This window comes from Streptomyces sp. 5K101, assembly GCF_046506645.1.
Classification (GTDB): Bacteria; Actinomycetota; Actinomycetes; order Streptomycetales; family Streptomycetaceae; genus Streptomyces.
Genome location: NZ_JBKFFO010000001.1, coordinates 590,814 through 609,362 on the forward strand (window position 1 = coordinate 590,814; position 18,549 = coordinate 609,362).

Annotated in this window: 14 protein-coding genes and 1 pseudogene; 5 read left to right on the forward strand and 10 right to left on the reverse strand. The window is 71.0% G+C overall.

The features are described 5' to 3' along the window. The first annotated feature begins 152 nt into the window (after nt 1-152). Nucleotides 153-851 carry a TetR family transcriptional regulator gene (locus tag ACLB9X_RS02685; protein WP_410358536.1) on the forward strand — a complete coding sequence of 233 codons (699 nt, stop codon included), beginning with the start codon at nt 153-155 and terminating at the stop codon, nt 849-851. Between the two features lie 531 nt (nt 852-1,382). Here the strand turns inward: ACLB9X_RS02685 and nadE are convergent. The 3 genes from nadE to ACLB9X_RS02700 form a co-directional block, all read right to left on the reverse strand. Next, the gene (nadE, locus tag ACLB9X_RS02690; RefSeq protein ID WP_410358537.1) at nt 1,383-2,213 is read right to left on the reverse strand and encodes an ammonia-dependent NAD(+) synthetase; all 831 of its coding nucleotides are present in this window, start codon (nt 2,211-2,213) and stop codon (nt 1,383-1,385) included. A 140-nt stretch (nt 2,214-2,353) separates the two neighbouring features. Beyond that, a complete protein-coding gene (locus ACLB9X_RS02695) occupies nt 2,354-2,587 on the reverse strand; it encodes a ferredoxin (protein WP_410358538.1) in 234 nt (77 codons plus the stop codon). Then, complete coding sequence (locus ACLB9X_RS02700; protein ID WP_410358539.1) at nt 2,580-4,049, reverse strand: aldehyde dehydrogenase; 1,470 nt, start codon at nt 4,047-4,049, stop codon at nt 2,580-2,582. The genes ACLB9X_RS02695 and ACLB9X_RS02700 overlap by 8 nt, the downstream gene beginning before the upstream one ends. Before the next feature lie 267 nt (nt 4,050-4,316). Here ACLB9X_RS02700 and ACLB9X_RS02705 point away from each other — a divergent pair, with 267 nt between their 5' ends. Then, on the forward strand, nt 4,317-5,351 hold the full coding sequence (locus tag ACLB9X_RS02705; protein WP_410358540.1) for an MBL fold metallo-hydrolase: 1,035 nt from the start codon (nt 4,317-4,319) through the stop codon (nt 5,349-5,351). Nucleotides 5,352-5,802: 451 nt separating this feature from the next. On the opposite strand, the gene ACLB9X_RS02710 is transcribed toward ACLB9X_RS02705, so the two are convergent. Together ACLB9X_RS02710 and ACLB9X_RS02715 are read right to left on the reverse strand one after the other, a co-directional pair. Beyond that, nucleotides 5,803-6,258, reverse strand: a complete 456-nt coding sequence (locus tag ACLB9X_RS02710; RefSeq protein ID WP_410358541.1) for a nuclear transport factor 2 family protein — start codon at nt 6,256-6,258, stop codon at nt 5,803-5,805. A 50-nt stretch (nt 6,259-6,308) separates the two neighbouring features. Beyond that, nucleotides 6,309-7,478, reverse strand: a complete 1,170-nt coding sequence (locus tag ACLB9X_RS02715) for a steroid 3-ketoacyl-CoA thiolase (protein ID WP_410358542.1) — start codon at nt 7,476-7,478, stop codon at nt 6,309-6,311. A gap of 256 nt (nt 7,479-7,734) precedes the next feature. On the opposite strand from ACLB9X_RS02715, the gene ACLB9X_RS02720 reads away from it, so the two are divergent. Then, a complete protein-coding gene (locus ACLB9X_RS02720) occupies nt 7,735-8,979 on the forward strand; it encodes a cytochrome P450 (protein ID WP_410358543.1) in 1,245 nt (414 codons plus the stop codon). Nucleotides 8,980-9,303: 324 nt separating this feature from the next. Here the strand turns inward: ACLB9X_RS02720 and ACLB9X_RS02725 are convergent, their stop codons facing one another. The 4 genes and pseudogenes from ACLB9X_RS02725 to ACLB9X_RS02740 form a co-directional block, all read right to left on the reverse strand. Further along, nucleotides 9,304-11,016 carry a glycerol-3-phosphate dehydrogenase/oxidase gene (locus tag ACLB9X_RS02725; protein WP_410358544.1) on the reverse strand — a complete coding sequence of 571 codons (1,713 nt, stop codon included), beginning with the start codon at nt 11,014-11,016 and terminating at the stop codon, nt 9,304-9,306. An 85-nt stretch (nt 11,017-11,101) separates the two neighbouring features. Continuing rightward, on the reverse strand, nt 11,102-12,619 hold the full coding sequence (gene glpK / locus ACLB9X_RS02730; RefSeq protein WP_410358545.1) for a glycerol kinase GlpK: 1,518 nt from the start codon (nt 12,617-12,619) through the stop codon (nt 11,102-11,104). A 70-nt stretch (nt 12,620-12,689) separates the two neighbouring features. Then, a complete protein-coding gene (locus ACLB9X_RS02735; protein WP_410358546.1) occupies nt 12,690-13,535 on the reverse strand; it encodes an MIP/aquaporin family protein in 846 nt (281 codons plus the stop codon). Nucleotides 13,536-14,026: 491 nt separating this feature from the next. After that, nucleotides 14,027-14,505: pseudogene (locus tag ACLB9X_RS02740) on the reverse strand (Scr1 family TA system antitoxin-like transcriptional regulator); the annotation flags it as partial. Between the two features lie 129 nt (nt 14,506-14,634). Between ACLB9X_RS02740 and ACLB9X_RS02745 the strand changes: the two are divergent. Next, nucleotides 14,635-15,069 carry an ATP-binding protein gene (locus ACLB9X_RS02745; RefSeq protein WP_410358547.1) on the forward strand — a complete coding sequence of 145 codons (435 nt, stop codon included), beginning with the start codon at nt 14,635-14,637 and terminating at the stop codon, nt 15,067-15,069. Nucleotides 15,070-15,149: 80 nt separating this feature from the next. Here ACLB9X_RS02745 and ACLB9X_RS02750 read toward each other — a convergent pair whose 3' ends face one another. Further along, a complete protein-coding gene (locus ACLB9X_RS02750) occupies nt 15,150-17,165 on the reverse strand; it encodes a bifunctional glycosyltransferase 87/phosphatase PAP2 family protein (RefSeq protein WP_410358548.1) in 2,016 nt (671 codons plus the stop codon). A gap of 247 nt (nt 17,166-17,412) precedes the next feature. Here ACLB9X_RS02750 and ACLB9X_RS02755 point away from each other — a divergent pair, with 247 nt between their 5' ends. Further along, the gene (locus tag ACLB9X_RS02755; protein WP_410358549.1) at nt 17,413-18,549 is read left to right on the forward strand and encodes a DUF2330 domain-containing protein; all 1,137 of its coding nucleotides are present in this window, start codon (nt 17,413-17,415) and stop codon (nt 18,547-18,549) included.

The following is an 18,549-nucleotide window of genomic DNA, read 5'->3' on the forward strand; positions in this document are numbered from 1 at the left end:
CGCGCTAATCTAGAACAAGTTTCAGACTTGATCGTTCGAGGAGCTTCGAATCTACCGGCAGGTAGCGCAACTGTGACCGGCGGATCAGGTGATTCGCGCCACGGCGGGCGTGCGGTGCCGGACGATCGCGGACGCGTGCGGGAACGGGACCTATGACAGCGGAAGCCAAGCCGGCGGTGCCTGGGTCATCGCCCATGACGTCACCGTCCAGGACGTCACCGCCCAGGACGTCGCCGCCCCTGACCGAGCGGCAGGAAGCGCGCCGCCGTCGCATCCTGCACGCCAGCGCGCAGCTGGCCTGCAGAGGCGGCTTCGACGCCGTGCAGATGCGGGAGGTCGCGGAGGCGGCCGGAGTCGCCCTCGGCACGCTCTACCGCTACTTCCCCTCCAAGATCCATCTGCTGGTCGCGACGATGCAGGACCAGCTGGAGCGCCTGCACACGACCTTGCGCAAACGCCCGCCGGGCGGCGAGGGCGCGGCCGAGCGGGTGGCGGAGACCCTGATGCGGGCGTTCCGGGCGCTGCAGCGCGAGCCGCATCTCGCGGACGCGATGGTGCGGGCGCTGACGTTCGCGGACCGCAGCGTGAGCCCGGAGGTGGACACGGTCTCGCGGCAGACGACGGCGATCATCCTGGACGCGATGGGGCTGGAGAACCCGACGCCGGAGCAGCTGTCCGCGGTGCGGGTGATCGAGCATACCTGGCACTCGGCGCTGATCACATGGCTGTCGGGGCGGGCGTCGATCGCCCAAGTGAAGATCGACATCGAAACGGTCTGCCGCCTGATCGACCTGACGACCCCACCCACGCCGCCGGCGCCGGCAAGGGGACGCGGCCGGCCGTCGCGCTAGCGGGGACTGCGGGGCGGCCCCTCGCCGACCTCGCTTTGCCGGGACGGCCGGGCGGCCGGGCCCGGGCCGCGACGGCCGGGCGCAGCTGGGCCCGCGCGGCCCAAGCCGCCGCTCGCCCGGCGACGCACAGCTACTCGCCGCCGGACGGCCGGGCAGCGACACGTCAGTTACTCATCCCCGGACTGCTGGGCGGCGACGTAGCGGCCGCTGGGCGGCCCCTCGTCGGCCTCGCCGTCGCGAGACGGCCAGGCGGCCGGGCAGCAACGCGCCAGTTGTTCACCCCCGGTCCACCGGACGGCCGGCGGCGACGGCCGCGCAGCGGCTTGGCAGCCGAGCCGGGGCAGCAGCGGTCCAGCCGCCCGCCGGGCAGCCGGGACGACGGTGCGGCCGCGGGACGGCCGGGAAAGGCACAGCCGCGCGCAGCCGGGCCCGGGCGGCGACGGCGCGCCAGTTGCTCTTCCGCCGGACCGCCGGGCTGGGCGACGGCGCGCCGGCCCACGCCGCCGGTCGCCGACAAGCCGCGCGGCGGCCTCAGGGGGCGATGGGCAGTCGGCGCTTGTGGTCGGTGAGGCGGTAGCGGGTGACGATCGTCTCGAAGGCGCGCTCGTCCACCGGCTTGCCCTCCAGGAAGTCGTCGATGTCGTCGTAGGTGACCCCGAGCGCGTCCTCGTCGGCCTTGCCGGGGTCCAGGGTCTCCAGGTCGGCCGTCGGGGTCTTCCACACCAGTTCGGCGGGCGCGCCCATCGCGTCCGCGACGGCGCGCACCCGGCGCTTGGTCAGGCCGGTCAGCGGGACCAGGTCGGCGGCGCCGTCGCCGAACTTGGTGAAGAAGCCGGAGACCGCCTCGGCGGCGTGGTCCGTGCCGACGACCAGCCCGCCGTGGGCGCCGGCCACCGCGTACTGGGCGATCATGCGCTGGCGGGCCTTGATGTTGCCGTGCACGAAGTCCTGGTGGTGGGCGTCGCGGAAGCACACGCCCGCGGCCAGCGTGGCCTCGAGCGCGGCGTCACTCGCGGGCTTGATGTCGACGGTCAGCACGTGGTCGGCCCGGATGAAGGAGAGCGCGAGCTGGGCGTCGTGCTCGTCGGCCTGGACTCCGTAGGGCAGCCGCATCGCGTAGAACCGCGCCTCGTGGCCGGCCGCCCGGGCCCGCTCGACGGCGAGCTGGCACAGCCGGCCGGTGGTGGTGGAGTCCACGCCGCCGCTGATGCCGAGCACGAGGGAGCGCAGGCCGGTGGAGGTCAGCCGCTCGGCGAGGAAGGCCACCCGGCGTTCGATCTCCCGCTCGGCCTCGAAGGTCTCGGCGACCTCGAGTTCCCGGGCGATCTCCTGCTGCAGGGCGATGGACGCCGGCTCGCTCACGTCTGCTCCTCGTTCCGGTTCACGGTGTGCTGTCGGCCCACCCTACCCAGCGCGTTCCGCAAGGACCGGGGCCGCTCGGACCGGGTGGGGGGCACCTACGGGGGTGAAGCCCCGGAAGCGAGCCGGGTGCCCCCCGGGAGTCAGTCCTCCGGCGGGAAGACCGGCTCGCCGCCGTCCAGCAGCGTGAGCGTGATCGCCTCGACGGGGCAGTTCTCGGCCGCGGCCAGCACCTCCTCGCTCGCGTCCGCCGTCTCGGCGCGCGGGTGCGACTGCCGCGCGGTGTCGAGCCGGAAGCCGTCCGGGGCGTGGCCCACGCACATGCCCGAGCCGATGCACACGCTCCGGTCCACCTCGACGTGCCAGCGGTCACCCATCGGCCCGTGCCTCCCATCCGGCGGGCAGGTGGATCATCTTGTGCTCCAGGTACGCCCCGTATCCCTCGGGGCCGAACTCCCGCCCGAGACCGGAGTTCTTGTAGCCGCCGAACGGTCCGAGCATGTCGAGGCTGAAGGTGTTGACGTTGTACGTGCCCGTCCTGACGCGGCGCGCGAAGTCAATGCCGTGCTCCACGTCGGAGGTCCACACGCTGCCGCTCAGCCCGTAGTCGGAGTCGTTCGCGATCGCGGCGGCCTCGTCCTCGTCCCCGTACGGCAGCAGGCAGATCACCGGGCCGAAGATCTCCTCGCGGGCGATGCGCATGGAGTTGTCGACTCCGCCGAAGAGCGTCGGCTCCACGTACCAGCCGCGGTCCAGGTGCGCCGGCCGACCGCCGCCGCTCAGGATCTTGGCGCCCTCGTCCTGGCCGACGCGGATGTAGTCGAGCGAGCGCCGCTGCTGGCGTTCGGCGACCAGCGGCCCGACCTGGGTGGCGGCGTCCAGCGGGTCGCCGACGACCAGTTCGGAGGCCGCCGCGGCGAACGCCTCGGCGATCTCGTCGTACCGGCTGCGCGGCGCGAGGATACGGGTCTGGGCCACACACGCCTGCCCGTTGTTCATCCACGCGGCCGGGACGATCCCGGCGACGGCCCCCGGGAGATCCGCGTCGGGCAGGATCACGGCCGCCGACTTGCCGCCCAGCTCCAGGGTGACGCGGGTGAGGTTGCGGGAGGCGACCTCCATGACGCGCCTGCCGGCCGCGACCGAGCCGGTGAACGACACCTTGTCGACGCCGGGGTGGCCCACCAGGTACTCGCTCACCTCCCGGTCCGCGGGAAGGATCGACAGCACGCCCTCCGGCAGCCCGGCCTCCTGCGCGATCCCGCCGAGGAGGTACGCGTCGAGCGGCGACTCGGGCGACGGCTTGAGGACCGCGGTGCAGCCCGCGAGGAGCGCCGCGCCGAGCTTGGCGGCGGCGGTGAACTGCGGGACGTTCCACGGAACGACGGCCGCGACGACACCGACGGGCTCGCGGCGCACCAGCACCGGACCGAGGACGCCGTCGCGGTGCTCCTCGTGGGCGAAGCCGCGGGCGACCGTGACGGCCGCGTCCCACACCATCATCGCGCCGAGGGCCTGGGCGAGGACGCTCCAGGAGTACGGGGAGCCGTTCTGCGCGCTGATGCAGCGGGCGATCTCCTCGTGGCGTACGGCGATCGCGTCCTTGATCCGGGAGACGACCTCGATGCGTTCGGCGAGGGACATCCGGGGCCAGGGGCCTTCGTCGAAGGCGCGGCGCGCAGCGGCGACGGCCCGGTCGACGTCCGCGCGCGAGGCGTGCGGGACGCGGCCGATGACCTCTTCGGTGTGCGGGGAGACGACCTCGATGGTGTCGCTCCCGAGCGGATCGGCAAGCCGGCCGCCGATGAACAGTTGTCGGTACTCCTGGAAGTCGGTCATGACCGCTGCCTCCCGCTGGGCCGGCCGTGTCCGGCGCCGTGACCCACGCCGTATCTGACGGTGTTTCAGAACTGATACCAGTTCCTGTTCCAGGAGTCCACGGGTGAGGCACGATCACCGGCCGCGACGACGACGGGGCTACCCACGGCCGTCGGCAGCGCACAGCTCCCCGACGCCAGCAGGAGACCGAGGCAACCATGAGAACCAGTTCTCGCTATTATCGACGCACGGGCAACGGCTCTTCGGCGGACGGGAGATGAGCACTCCATGACGCAGGTGACCGACCACGGAGGCGGCGTACGGTCCCTCCGCGTCCCGATTCCCGACAACCCTCTCGGCCACACCGTCGTCCACCTCCTCGACACCGACCGGGGCCCGGTGCTCGTCGACACGGGCTGGGACGACCCCGGCTCCTGGCACACGCTCACCGCCGGCCTCGAAGCCTGCGGGACCTCGGCCGCCGAGATCCACGGCGTGATCGTCACCCACCACCACCCCGACCACCACGGCCTGTCCGGACGCGTCCGCGAGGCGTCCGGGGCGTGGATCGCGATGCACCCCGCCGACGCCGGCGTCGTACGCCGCACCCGCGGGGCCGAACCGGGCGTGTGGCTCGGCTACCTGACCGACAAGCTGGAACGGGCCGGGGCGCCCGAGGAACACCTGGCACCCCTGCGCGCCATGCGGGCCGCCGGCGGCGGACGGCTGCCCGGACTGCGCGCCGCCCTGCCCGACCGCGAGATCGTCCCCGGCGAACTGCTCGACCTCGCGGGCCGCCGGTTGCGCGCCGTGTGGACGCCCGGCCACACCCCGGGGCACGTCTGCCTGCACCTGGAGGAGGACCACCCGGCACAGCGCCCCGGGCACGGCCGGCTCTTCTCCGGGGACCACCTGCTGCCCGGCATCACCCCGCACATCGGGCTGTACGAGGACCCGGACGACGACACCGTCACCGACCCGCTCGGCGACTACCTCGACTCCCTCGAACGCGTCGGCCGGCTCGGTGTCGCCGAGGTGCTCCCCGCCCACCAGCACGCCTTCGCCGACGCGACGGGCCGCGTGCGGGAGCTGCTCGCCCACCACGAGGAGCGGCTCGCGGGACTGCTGCGCCTGCTGTCGACGCCGCTGACGCCCTGGCAGGTCGCGGAGCGGATGGAGTGGAACAGGCCCTGGGCCGGGATCCCGTACGGCTCCCGCACCATCGCGGTCTCCGAGGCCGAGTCGCATCTGCGGCGGCTGGTGAAGCTCGGCCGGGCGGAGGAGGTGCCCGGCAGCGCGCCCGCCCGGTACGTCGCGGTGTGACCTGTGCGGTCCGCACGGACCGGCACCGCCGCGGCGGCCGGAACGTGTGCGCTCAGCCGCGGCGCGGTCAGCGAATTGACCGACGTGCTTTTGTTCTGGACCTGCCACCCGTCAAGCGTCGGCGTCGCATCGCTGAACACGACGCCATCCGCCGGATTGTCACCGGTGAAAGCGTAACCTCCACCAACAGCCGTTGTTCCGGCCGGACAGGGGGCAGTCGACGTCGCGCCGGGACCGACGGTCGCACCAGCGTTTTCCACGGTGGGTCCGGTGCCGACGCCCTGGGTGCCCTGGAGGCCCTGGGTGCCCTGCGGACCGGGAGAGCCCTGGGTGCCCTGGAGGCTTTGGGAGCCGGGGGCGCCCGGGGTGCCCTGGAAGCCCTGTTGAGGACAGCGACAAGCGCGCCCGCCGAGACCATAGCGGATCCGGAGCCGCTGAGACGTAGGAACCGTCACGCGGTCACCACGGGCGGCTCGCCCGTGGTCCACACGGCCCGCACGTCCATGCGGCTGATCCGCCAGCCGCCGGGCGTACGCCGCAGCTCCGTCTCGTACACCCCGCCGACGGTGAACAGGGGGTTCGCCCCGTCGCCGCGCTGCCGCAGGGTCGAGTCGTGGTGGACGTGCACCATCAGCGCGTTCCAGGAGGCGGTCGCCGTCTCCCCGTCGCCTCCGACGTCCACCAGGACGTCGGAGGCGAAGTGCTGTGTGCGGGCGAACCGGCCGATGGCGACCTCGGTGTGACGTACGGCATCGGCGCCTGCCGCGTCGCCGACCGGAGTCGTGGTCCGCACGTCGTCCGTGAAGTAGCCCGCACCCCATCCGTCCGCGAACTCCCTGGCGTCCAGGGCGCGGAAGAGGCGGCTGACGAGCGTGCTGATGTCGTGGTGATCCCTCTGTGTGGTCATGACGTCGAGACTGCTCCCTCAACCTCGGTCGAGGTCAAGGCGCGCCGGCTCTACAGCCGCTGGATGATCGTCCCGGTCGCCTGCGCGCCGCCGGCGCACATCGTGATCAGCGCGAACTCCTTGTCGGCGCACTCCAGTTCGTGCAGGGCGGTGGCGATCAGGCGCGCGCCCGTCGCGCCGACAGGGTGGCCGAGGGCGATGCCTCCGCCGTTGACGTTCACCTTCTCCAGGTCCTGGTCGAAAACCTGGGCCCAGCTGAGCACGACCGACGCGAACGCCTCGTTGACCTCGACCAGGTCGATGTCCTTGAGCGACATGCCCGCCTTGCCGAGCACCGCGCGCGTGGCGTCGATCGGGCCGTCGAGGTGGAAGTGCGGGTCGGCCCCGACGAGGGCCTGCGCGACGATCCGCGCGCGGGGCCTGAGTTTCAGCGCCCGCGCCATCCGCTTGGACGCCCACAGCACGGCGGCGGCGCCGTCGGAGATCTGCGACGAGTTCCCGGCGGTGTGCACGGCGTTCGGCATGACCGGCTTCAGCCGTGCCAGCGCCTCCATCGAGGTGTCCCGCAGTCCTTCGTCGCGGTCGACGAGCCGCCACATGCCCTGGCCGGCGGCCTGCTCCTCTTCGGTGGTCGGCACCTGCACGGCGAACGTCTCGCGTTTGAACCGCTCCTCGCTCCAGGCGATCGCGGCCCGCTCCTGCGAGAGGAGCCCGAGGGCGTCCACGCGCTCGCGGGTCAGCCCGCGGCGCTGCGCGATCCGCTCGGCGGCGTGGAACTGGTTGGGCAGGTCCACGTTCCACTCGTCCGGGAAGGGCTTGCCGGGCCCGTGCTTGGACCCGCTGCCGAGCGGCACCCGTGACATGGCCTCCACGCCGCAGCCGATGCCGATGTCGATGACACCGGACGCGATCATGTTGGCGACCATGTGGCTCGCCTGCTGCGAGGACCCGCACTGGCAGTCGACGGTCGTCGCGGCCGTCTCGTACGGCAGGCCCATGGCGAGCCAGGCGGTGCGGGCGGGGTTCATGGACTGTTCGCCGGCGTGCGTGACGGTGCCGCCGACGATCTGCTCGACGCAGTCGGCGGGGATGCCGGTGCGGCCGAGGAGTTCGCGGTAGGTCTCGCCGAGCAGGTAGGCGGGATGGAGGTTGGCGAGGAGTCCTCCCCGCTTGCCGATGGGGGTGCGTACGGCTTCGACGATGACGGGTTCCGCGGCCATGAGCTCGTCCTCTCCTCGCGCGGCCTCCGGGCGTCCCGGCGCCCTGGGCCCTGCTCACGAACTGGTACGCGTTCTAGTTCCACCTGAAGTGTCGTAAGTGCTACCGCCGGTACGCAAGGGTCGTGCACGTCTCCAGTGCGCCCTTTCCAGGCAACTGTTGCGGCCGTGACCCTTGCCACTTGTAGAACTCGTTACTACCTTTCGGACACCTTCTGATGGGCCGTCAGACCCTCCGACCACGAACGCGGAGCTGCCGATGTCCTGCCCTCATCTGCCCGACGGGTTCGACTTCACCGACCCGGACCTCCTCCAGGCACGCGTCCCCCACCCGGAGTTCGCCGAAATGCGGCGTACGGCCCCGGTCTCGTGGTGCACACAGCCGACCGGCGTCTCCGGCTTCGACGACGAGGGCTACTGGGTCGTCACCCGGCACGCGGACGTCAGATACGTCTCCACGCACCCCGAGCTGTTCTCGTCGAACACCAACACGGCGGTCATCCGCTTCAACGAGTCGATCAGCCGTGACCAGATCGAGGTCCAGAAGCTGATCATGCTGAACATGGACCCGCCGGAGCACACCCGCGTCCGCCAGATCGTCCAGCGCGGCTTCACCCCGCGCGCGGTGCGCTCACTGGAGGACGCCCTGCGCCGCCGGGCACGCTCGATCGTCTCGACCGCCTTGGCCTCCGCCGACGACGACGGCGGCTTCGACTTCGTCACGAAGATAGCCGTCGAACTCCCGCTCCAGGCGATCGCCGAACTCATCGGCGTCCCCCAGGAGGACCGCGCCAAGATCTTCGACTGGTCCAACAAAATGGCCGCCTACGACGACCCCGAGTACGCGATCACGGCGGAGGTCGGCACCGAGGCGGCGATGGAGATCGTCTCGTACGCGATGAACCTGGCGGCCGCCCGCAAGGAGTGCCCGGCGAAGGACATCGTGACGCAGTTGGTCGCGGCCGAGGGCGAAGGCAACCTCTCCTCCGACGAGTTCGGCTTCTTCGTGATCCTGCTGGCGGTGGCCGGGAACGAGACGACGCGCAACGCGATCAGCCACGGGATGCACGCGTTCCTGACCCACCCGGAGCAGTGGGAGCTCTACAAGCGCGAGCGCCCGGCGACGGCGGCCGAGGAGATCGTCCGCTGGGCGACGCCGGTGGTCTCCTTCCAGCGCACGGCCACCCAGGACGTCGACCTGGGCGGCGCCCGCATCAGGAAGGGCGACCGGGTCGGCCTGTTCTACTCCTCGGCCAACAACGACCCGGAGGTCTTCACCGACCCCGAACGCTTCGACATCACCCGCGACCCGAACCCCCACCTGGGCTTCGGCGGCGGCGGCCCGCACTTCTGCCTGGGCAAGTCGCTGGCGGTGATGGAGATCGACCTCATCTTCCAGGCGATAGCCGACGCGCTCCCCGACCTGCGACTCGCGGACAACCCGCGCCGCCTGCGCTCCGCGTGGCTGAACGGGATCAAGGAGCTGCGGGTGCGCATCGGTTGACCTCTGGCCGATCGGTCCGCTTCTCGTACTTGTCGGGCCCAACGCCAGGAGCGCGGAGAGCGCAGCGGCCACGTGTACGCCCTCCGCGCGACCGAGGAGCCTTCAGCAGCCGCGGTCCGGTTGCCATCAGCATTGCCGTCAGAGCCCTGCGACGGGGTTACTTCAGGTGCTCTTCAAGGACGTCGACAGTCCAGTCGGCTTGGCGAAGGATGGATCGAAGGGTCCCAGGTGCAAGGCTGCGGTGCAGCGCCACGATGACGGTCCGGCCGCCCGGCTCCGACCGGGGCCAGTGAGGCTCGTTTCTTCAGGCGCGGGCCGGAAAGCTCAACGCACCGGGATGATGTCGGGGGCTCCGAGCCGTACAGCGTCGGCGGTCTGATCGTCCGGCTGCTGCTGGGCCTCTCGTTCCGCCGCCACTCGCTTGAGGTAGTGGTCGACCTCGCGGTCCTGGTGCGCCCGGTCCCACCTCAGGTGGGAGGCCATCAGCCCGGCCACCGTGCCTGCCGCGTCCACGCCGCGGTCCCACGACTCGATGGAGATCCGGGTACGCCGGGCGAGCACATCCTCCAGATGGCGGGCTCCCTCGTGGGTCACGGCATAGACGGCCTCGACGCGGAGGTAATCGTCGGAACTGGGCAGCGGCTCGCCGAGTGAACGATCAGCGGCGACCATGTCGAGCAGTTCGGGAACCAAGGAGCCGTAGCGGTTGAGCAGGTGCTCGATGCGGGCGACATGCAGTCCGGAGCGCTGGGCGAGGCGGTGCCGGGAGTTCCATAGGGCCGGATAGCCGTCCGCGCCGAGTAGCGGCACGCGCTGCGTGATGCAGGCGGCCACCTTCTCGTCCAGACTGCGGGCCGCCTCGTCGACCGCGTCCTTGGCCATCACCCGATAGGTCGTGTACTTGCCGCCGGCCACCACCACAAGCCCTGGGACCGGGTGCGCGACCAGGTGCTCCCGGGACAGTTTGCTGGTCTCCGCGGCCTCCCCCGACAGGAGTGGACGCAACCCGGCGTAGACACCCTCGACATCCTCCGCGACCAGCGGTGTGGCCAGTACGCGGTTGACGTGTTCGAGCAGGTAGTCGACGTCTCTGGCGCTCAGTGCGGGATGGGCTTTGTCCAGATTCCAGTCGGTGTCGGTCGTCCCGATGATCCAGTGCCGTCCCCAAGGGATGACGAACAGCACGCTCTTCTCGGTCCGGAGGATCAGGCCGGTGCGGGAGTTGATCCGGTCACGCGGGACCAGCAGATGCACGCCTTTGGAAGCGCGGACGTGAAACTGCCCGCGGGTGCCGGCCATCGATTGGGTGTCGTCGGTCCACACGCCAGTCGCGTTGATGATCTGCTTGGCCCGTACCTCGGTCTGTTCTCCGGTCTCCAGGTCCGTCACCACAGCGCCCACGACGCGCTCGCCCTGGCGCAGGAAGCGACTGACGCGGGCGCGATTGGCGGCCAGTGCCCCGTACGCGGCTGCGGTACGGACGAGAAACATGGTGTGTCGGGCGTCGTCGACCTGGGCGTCCCAGTACTGGACTGCTCCGACCAAGGCGTCGGAGCGCAGGGCGGGTGCCTCGCGCAGTGCCTGGCGTTTGAGCAGGTGTCGGTGGCGGGGAAGGCCGCCGGCCCCGCCGGAGGCTGCGGCCATCGTGTCGTACAGCAGAACGCCGGCTCCCACGTACGGACGCTCCAGAAGCCGGTGCTGCAATGGGTAGAGGAACGGCACCGGACGCACCAGATGGGGGGCCAGGAGCTGCAGCAGCAGTCCGCGCTCCTTCAGCGCCTCGGCGACCAGCCGGAAGTCCAGCATCTCGAGGTAACGCAAACCGCCGTGAATGAGTTTGCTGGAGCGGCTGGACGTACCCGAGGCCCAGTCCCGGGCCTCGACGAGGCCGACTCGCAGGCCCCGGGTAGCTGCGTCCAGGGCCGCCCCGGCGCCCACGACCCCGCCACCGACGACGAGGACGTCCAGCTCTCCTCCACCCAGCCCGGCAAGGGCTCGGGCTCGTGAGTGGGGCGAGAGAGGCAACGGGCTCACCATGGTCTCACCTCCTCGTGCTGCGGTCGTGGGCCACGTGCACCGGCCTGGTATCCCGCGATGCAACCCCCGCCTTGAGCCGGCGGGTCTATTCCACCTTCGCCCAGTCGAGCGTTCGCTCCACCGCCTTTTTCCAGCCTGCGTATCCCTCCGCGCGCTGCTCCTCGGACCACTGCGGCTCCCAGCGCTTGGATTCCTGCCAGTGAGTACGCAGTTCATCCGTGTCCCGCCAGAACCCCGTGGCAAGACCTGCCGCGTACGCGGCACCGAGCGCGGTCGTCTCGGCGACGAGGGGCCGGCTGACCGGTACGCCGAGGACATCGGCCTGGATCTGCATGCACAAATCGTTGGCCGTCACACCGCCGTCGACCCTGAGTACGTCCAGGTGGACGCCCGAATCCTGCTCCATGGCCTCCACCACGTCGCGGCTCTGGTAGCAGATGGCTTCCAGGGTGGCCCGCGCCAAGTGGCCGCCGTCGTTGTACCGGGCGAGACCGACGATCGCGCCACGGGCGTCGGAGCGCCAGTACGGGGCGAACAGCCCCGAAAAGGCGGGGACGAAATAGATGCCGCCGTTGTCCTCGACCGTGCGGGCCAGACGCTCGCTGTCGGCGGCGTCAGTGATGATCTTCAGCTGGTCACGCAGCCATTGCACCGCCGACCCGGTGACCGCCATGGAACCCTCGAGGGCGTAGATCGCGGGGCTGTCGCCGAACTGGTACGCCACGGTGGTCAGAAGGCCGTGTTCGGAGCGGACCAGTTCGGTGCCGGTGTTCAGCACCAGGAAATTGCCGGTGCCGTAGGTGTTCTTGGCCTCGCCGGGTGAGTAGCAGACCTGCCCGACGGTTGCCGCCTGTTGGTCGCCGAGGACACCGGTGATGGGAATGGCGGCCCGCAGCGGCCGGGACGTGCGGGTCACGCCGAACGCCTCCCGGTGGGAGGACGGGTTGATGGTGGGCAGGATCGACCGCGGGATACCAAAGAACCCGAGCAACTCGTCGTCCCAGTCGAGGGTTTCCAGGTTCATCAGCATGGTGCGACTGGCGTTGGTCACGTCGGTGGCGTGGATGCCGCCCTCGGGCCCGCCCGTGAGATTCCACAGAACCCACGCGTCGGTGTTTCCGAACAGGGCGTGGCCCCGGTCCGCCGCCTCGCGGACACCGGGGACGTTCTCCAGGATCCACTGGATCTTGCCGGCCGAGAAGTACGTCGCCGGCGGCAGTCCCGCCTTGCGGCGGATCACGTCGCCCCGGCCCGAGCGCTCCAGGGCGGCCGCGATCGAGTCGGTGCGGGTGTCCTGCCAGACGATGGCGTTGTAATACGGACGGCCGTTGCGGGGGTCCCAGACGACGGTCGTCTCCCGCTGGTTGGTGATGCCGATCGCCGCCAGGTCGTCCGGCGACAGGTTGCCGTGCCGGAGGGCGTTCTGGATCACCGAGTTGGTGCGTTCCCAGATCTCCACCGGGTCGTGTTCGACCCAACCCGACCGCGGGAGTATCTGGGCGTGCTCCAGCTGGTGACTCGCCACCTCGTTGCCGACGTGATCGAAGATCATGAACCGTGTGCTGGTGGTTCCTTGGTCCACCGCGCCGACGAAGTCCGCCATGGCTTTTCGCCTCTTCTCCTGGATGGAGTCTCCTGGATGGACTGGAGTTGGCGGCCTCACGCGAGGCCGGTCACCTCTCGGGGGTGGGAACTCGTCCGGGCAGTTCCGGTTCCGCGGACGGCAAGAACCGGCCGACGAAAAACTTGTACACAAAGGCGCCGAGGAGACCGCCGATCAGCGGACCGACGATCGGCACCCAGAAGTAGAAGTTCCCGTACTGATCTCGCCACGCTCCGCCGTATCCCGTGAGGAAGCTCGCCAGCCTCGGCCCGAAGTCACGGGCGGGGTTGATCGCGTAGCCCGCGTTGGTGCCCCAGGCCATACCGATTCCCACGACGATCAGGCCGATGATAAACGGCGCCAGATTGGCACCGGGGGGCGTGTTCAGCAGGTCGGTAACCGCCATCACCAGCAGCAGCAGGATCGCGGTGCCGATGACCTGGTCCCGGAACGCGCCCCACTCGTACACCGGCAGATTCGTGTTGCCATTGGCCGGCAGCGTCGAGAAGACGCCCTGCGTCTTGATCGTGTGGCCGGGGTCCGCCTTCGCCAGCGCCTCGGTGTAGTTCCACCGCACCAGCAGCGCCGCGACGAAGGCACCCGCCGTCTGGGCCAGCGCGTAGGGCGCCACCTTGCTCCACGGGAATCCCTTGAACGCGGCCAGGGCCAGGGTCACCGCGGGATTGATGTGTGCACCACTCAGCCGTGCTGCTGTGTAGACGCCGAGGGTGACGCCGAGGCCCCATGCCCAGGCGATGCTGTCGTGGTCTCCGAGGCCGCCCGCGGGGTCCGTGAGGGCTCCGCCCGCGACCACTTGGGCAACCACACCGCAACCGAAGAGGATGAGAATCATGGTGCCGAGGAACTCGGACGACAGCTCGCCGATCAACCCTGACCTTTTGAGCCGCTCAGCCATGTGAGCCTGCTTCCTGCCGGCTCTGGACCGGCCCGTCGCTCGAACCCCGAGTGATCCACGAATCATCGTAAGTTGGTCAGGCGAAGCTCGCGCGCGAAAGCGCTTCACCCCCGCTGCCGATCACGGCAGCGACCGGCTTCGTCCGGGGCCGCATTGCACCGAGCAGTTCTTCGCCGCCCAAGCCACCGGCCATGGCCGATCCCTGGTCGACCGGAGCGGTACCCGCCGAAGTCTTGGACCTTCGACCGTTGGCGGCGCCGGACAGCAAAAATCTGCCATGAACGCGGCTTTGCACCAAGGGCGAGCCGGCCCGAAACATCGTCCGCCGCTGCATCGCCGCCAGCCCTGCCCGCTGCCTGGACCGCAGCGAAACTGCCCTCCGACCTGGTCTTCGACCCTAACGGATCCGTTCGGCGGATGACTCACGCGGCGGCCTCCGGAGTGCCCCGGGCTGAGACGTCTCGTTGATCACCTAACCGCGCATCACCGGTGCCGCCCATGTTTTGACGAAGCACGCCTTCTCCGACGATCACCCAGAACACGGGTGGCTCCTCCTTGTCGAAGATCCGCTGGCGGGCGAGCCGGACCGCCGTTCGATCCTCCAGCCTGGGCTGATCCAGAGCTCCGAGCACGGCACGTGCATAGTCCTGCGTCTGCAGGAGACAATGCACCAGATCCGTATGGAACGAACAGATCTCCGTCGCGCGCGCCTCCAGCTCCGCCACCTGCCGGAACCACGCGGAGAGCTGGCTGCGCAGCACCAGGCCGACCAGCCGCGACAGCAGACCGCCCGTCCCGAGCGCCGCGTCCACGCGTTCGCTGAACTCCGCAGTCGGCAGCTTCCGGGCCGTTCCCCCACGGCCCACCAGCGAGCCACGATCCCGCCGAGCTGTTTCTGTGTCAGGCCCGCCGTCTCGCGGTGACGGCGCGGTTCATAGCCGTAGTAGGCGAGCGGTGAGGCGCTCGGATCGGCGCGATGATGTGGCGGACGACGGACATGGCGGGAACCTGCGGCTCGACTCGCTCAACTGCCGCAACGGCTCGGCACGTTGCGTACGTCCGGTAGCCCAGCGTAGTCACCGCAGGCCAAGCTCGTACCGTGAACGAAGACATTCCCCAGTACGGTATGCGCCTCACCGTGGGCGCCCACTCCGCGCGTCACATGCGGCGGATCGTCCGCTGCTACCTGACGCTGTGGAGACTGCGCGAACTCGCCGACTCCGTCGAGCTCGCGGTCACCGAGCTGCTGGCCAACGTCGTGCGCCATGTGCCCGGCGGGCACTGCGGGTTCCTCATCCTGCGGCATCCCGACGGCGTACGCGTCGAGGTGTCGGACAGCGACGAGCGGCTGCCGGTGCTCCGGCACGCCGGCGACGACGACGAGAACGGGCGTGGGCTCGCACTGCTCGACGCCGTCGTCGACAAGTGGGGCGTGGAGAGCGGCCGGGGCGGCACCGGCAAGACCGTGTGGTTCGAGCTCGCTCCGGCCGCCCCTCAAGTGGCGCAACCGGCCGACCTGTCGGACGATGGCTGAACGCGACGATCCACCCCGGAGGGTGCGGGACGCACGTCCCGCACCCTCCGGGGATCACGCACGTGCGCACCTGCCGGGGATCACGCGCGTGTGGCGGCGGCTTCCTTGGCCTCCGCCGCCCTGGCGTGCGGCACGGCACTGGCCGGGACCTGGAGTTGGCGGCGTCCGCCCAGGAGGTACGTGAGGCCGAAGCCCGCGCCGACGACAGCCGCACCGCCGGCCGCGTCGAGCACCCAGTGGTTCGCGGTGGTGACGATCGCGCACACCGTGAACAGCGGGTGCAGGAGCGCGACGAGCTTCAGCCACAGCGTGGGCGCGAGCACCAGCACGACCAGTCCGCACCACAGCGACCAGCCGAAGTGCAGCGACGGCATGGCCGCGTACTGGTTGGTGACGGCCGTCATCGCACCGTAGTCGGGGTCGGCCAGGTCCTGCGGTCCGTGCACGGTGTCGACGAAGCCCATGCCCGGCATCAGGCGCGGCGGCGCGAGCGGGTACAGCCAGAACCCGAGCAGCGCGAGCAGCGTCGCGAAGGCCAGCGAGGAGCGGGCCCAGCGGTAGTCGGAGGGACGGCGGACGTACAGGACGCCGAGGATGCCCAGCGGGATCACGAAGTGGAAGGACGTGTAGTAGAAATCCAAGAACGCCTCCAGCCAGTCCGTCCGGACGACGGCCTGGTTGACCCAGTGCTCGATGTCGATGCCGAGTGCGCCCTCGAGGGAGTGGATCTGCCGGCCGTGGGACTCCGCCGCGTCCACGCTGCCGGTCGCGGCGGCGCGGATGTGCGCGTACACGGAATAGCCGACCCGTGTCACCAGCAGTTCGAGGAGGAGGTTCGGGCGGCTGAGCACGCGCCGCCAGAACGGGAGCAGCGGTACGCGGCTCCAGCGCGCGGGCACGGGCCGGGCGTACCGCGTGGGGACGGGGCGCCGGAAGTACGGCGACTCGAGCGACAGGAACGGCACCGCGCAGGCCGCGGCGAGCGCGGCGACGAGCAGGGCGTTGTCGCGGATCGGGTGCAGCACCGTCATGTTGGGCAGCAGCATCGTGCCCGGGAGGGTCGTCACCAGGACGACGAGGACCGGCCACAGCATGCGGTCGCAGGCGCGCTTGCCGACCCGGCCGACGACGGCGAGGAGCACCCACAGCAGCTGGTGCTGCCAGGCCGTCGGGGAGACGGCGACGGCGACGCAGCCGGTGAGCGCGACGGCGAGGAGGACCTGGCCGTCGCGGGCGTAGTGGACGGCGCGGCGCAGGCCGAGGAACGCGACGGCCGCGGCGAGCGCCAGATAGAGGGCGGTCTCCAGCGGGCCCTGGAGGCCGAGGCGGAGCAGGGCGCCGTGCAGGGACTGGTTGGCGAGGTCGTCGGGGCGGGCGCCGAGCCCGGCGCCGGCGACGTGGTGGACCCAGTACGTCCACGAGTCGCCGGGCAGCGCCGCCCAGGCGAGGGCGGAGAGTCCGGTGAAGGCGCCCGTGGCGGTCGCGGCGGTCTGCCTGCGGCCGGTGAACCACAGCAACGGCGCGAAGAGCACAACGGTGGGCTGGAGGGCCGCGCCGAGACCGATGAGCAGGCCGGAGGACCGCTCCCCGCGCGCGGCGAAGCAGCCGAGGAGGACGAGCAGGACGGGGATGATGCTGGTCTGGCCGAGGTGGAAGCTGTTGCGCACCGGCAGGGACAGCATCAGCAGGCTGATGGCGACCGGCGCGGCCAGCAGGGTGCTGCGGCGCGACACGGGGACGGGCAGGGCGCGCGAGACGACGAGGCCGAGGGCGACCACGAGCAGCAGGGTGCCGAACGTCCAGGCGACGCCCAGGCTCTGTTCGGCGGAGCTGGCGAACGGTCTGAGCACGAGCCCGGCGAAGGGGGTGCCGGTGAACCGGTCGGCGTCGTAGAGGCCGCCCGTCACGTGCAGCACGCCGCTGGGGCCGGTCCAGGTCTCCAGGTCGGTGAGCCGTTGACCGGGAGGCTGCCGCAGCACCGCCGCCGTCTGCCGTACGGCGAGGACGGCGGCGAGGAGCCACAGCGCCGCCCTGGCCGCCCCGATCCTCGCGTCCGTCGCCGTGCTGCCGCGCACGCTGCCCTCCGCGTTCGCCACGTCGCGCCGCGCCTCCCCACAGTTGCCACCGTTGTGTCGTTCTGGTTCTGCGGTCCTGCGGTCCTGTCGTCCTGTGCCGGCCTCACAGGGCGTCGGTGGAGCGTCGCACTGCCCCGTCCGAAAGACACAGGCAACCCCCTCTTCGCCCGACTGTCACCCCGTTACCGTCCGGATTTCGCTGCCGCGTCGCGGCCGAAGGCGCTGACCAGCCGGAACCGCCGGGGCATGCGGCCTCGTCACAGCAGGCATGCGGGGGAACATACAAGAACACGGGCCGCGCTCGCGCGTGCTCGTCGTCCTGTTGCTGCTGCTCGGCCTCCAGCTCGGCGCGCTCGTCGCACCGGCCCACGCCTGCGGCTGCGGCGCGATGGTGCCGGACCGGAACGCACACATCTCGGTGGGCCGGGAGACCTCGGTCGTCGACTGGGACGGCCGCACCGAGCAGATCGTCATGCGCTTCACGGTCGCGTCCGACACGCCGCGCGCGGCGTGGATCATGCCGGTGCCGGGGCGGGCCACCGTGGACCTCGCGAACGAAGCGCTCTTCGACGAACTGGTGCGCATCGCCGCGCCGGAGCACCGTGAGCGGCACCACTTCTGGCCGCGCGGCGGCGACTGGCCGTTCGACGACGTGGACGGGGCGGCGGCCGCGCCGCCGGGTGCGGTGGCCCCGGGCGACGGGGTGGGCGTGGTGGGCCGCGAACGGCTGGGGGACTTCGACGTGGCCCGGCTGACGGCGACCGACCCCGGCGCGCTGGGCGACTGGCTGGACGAGAACGGCTTCGAGATGCCCGCCGGCCTCACCGGCGACCTGGAGCCGTACGTCGACCGCGGCTGGGAGTACGTGGCCGTCCGGCTCGCGCCGCGCGAGGAGGGCGCGGTGCTGACGGGCACGCTCGACCCGCTGCGGCTGCGGTTCGCGAGCGACGAACTCGTCTATCCGATGCGGCTGTCGCGGCGCGCGGACAGCGCGCAGTCCCTCGGCCTGTTCGTGCTCGCCGGGCACCGCATGGAGCCGCGTTCGGCGATCGGCGGCAGCGAGCCGGAGGTGACGTATGCGGGGCGGGTGACGTCGCCCGGCGGGGAGCTGGGCCGTCTCACGGGCGGGCAGGAACGCTTCCTCACGGTCCTCGACCAGGAGTTTCCCGACCCGTCCCGCATCAACGGCGACCACGAGCTGCGGGCAGCCGCCGAGGACACACCCTTTCGGCGGGTGGTGTGGGACGACGACCTGCTGACGCTCGGGGGCGTACCGGTGTGGCTGCTGACGCTCGGCGCGGTCGCGGCCGGGGCGTCGGCGGCGGTGCTGTGGCGGGTATGGGCCCGGCGGCGCGATCCGGTCGCACCGCCGGCGCCGATTCGTGTGCCGCCGCGGGTGCCCTGA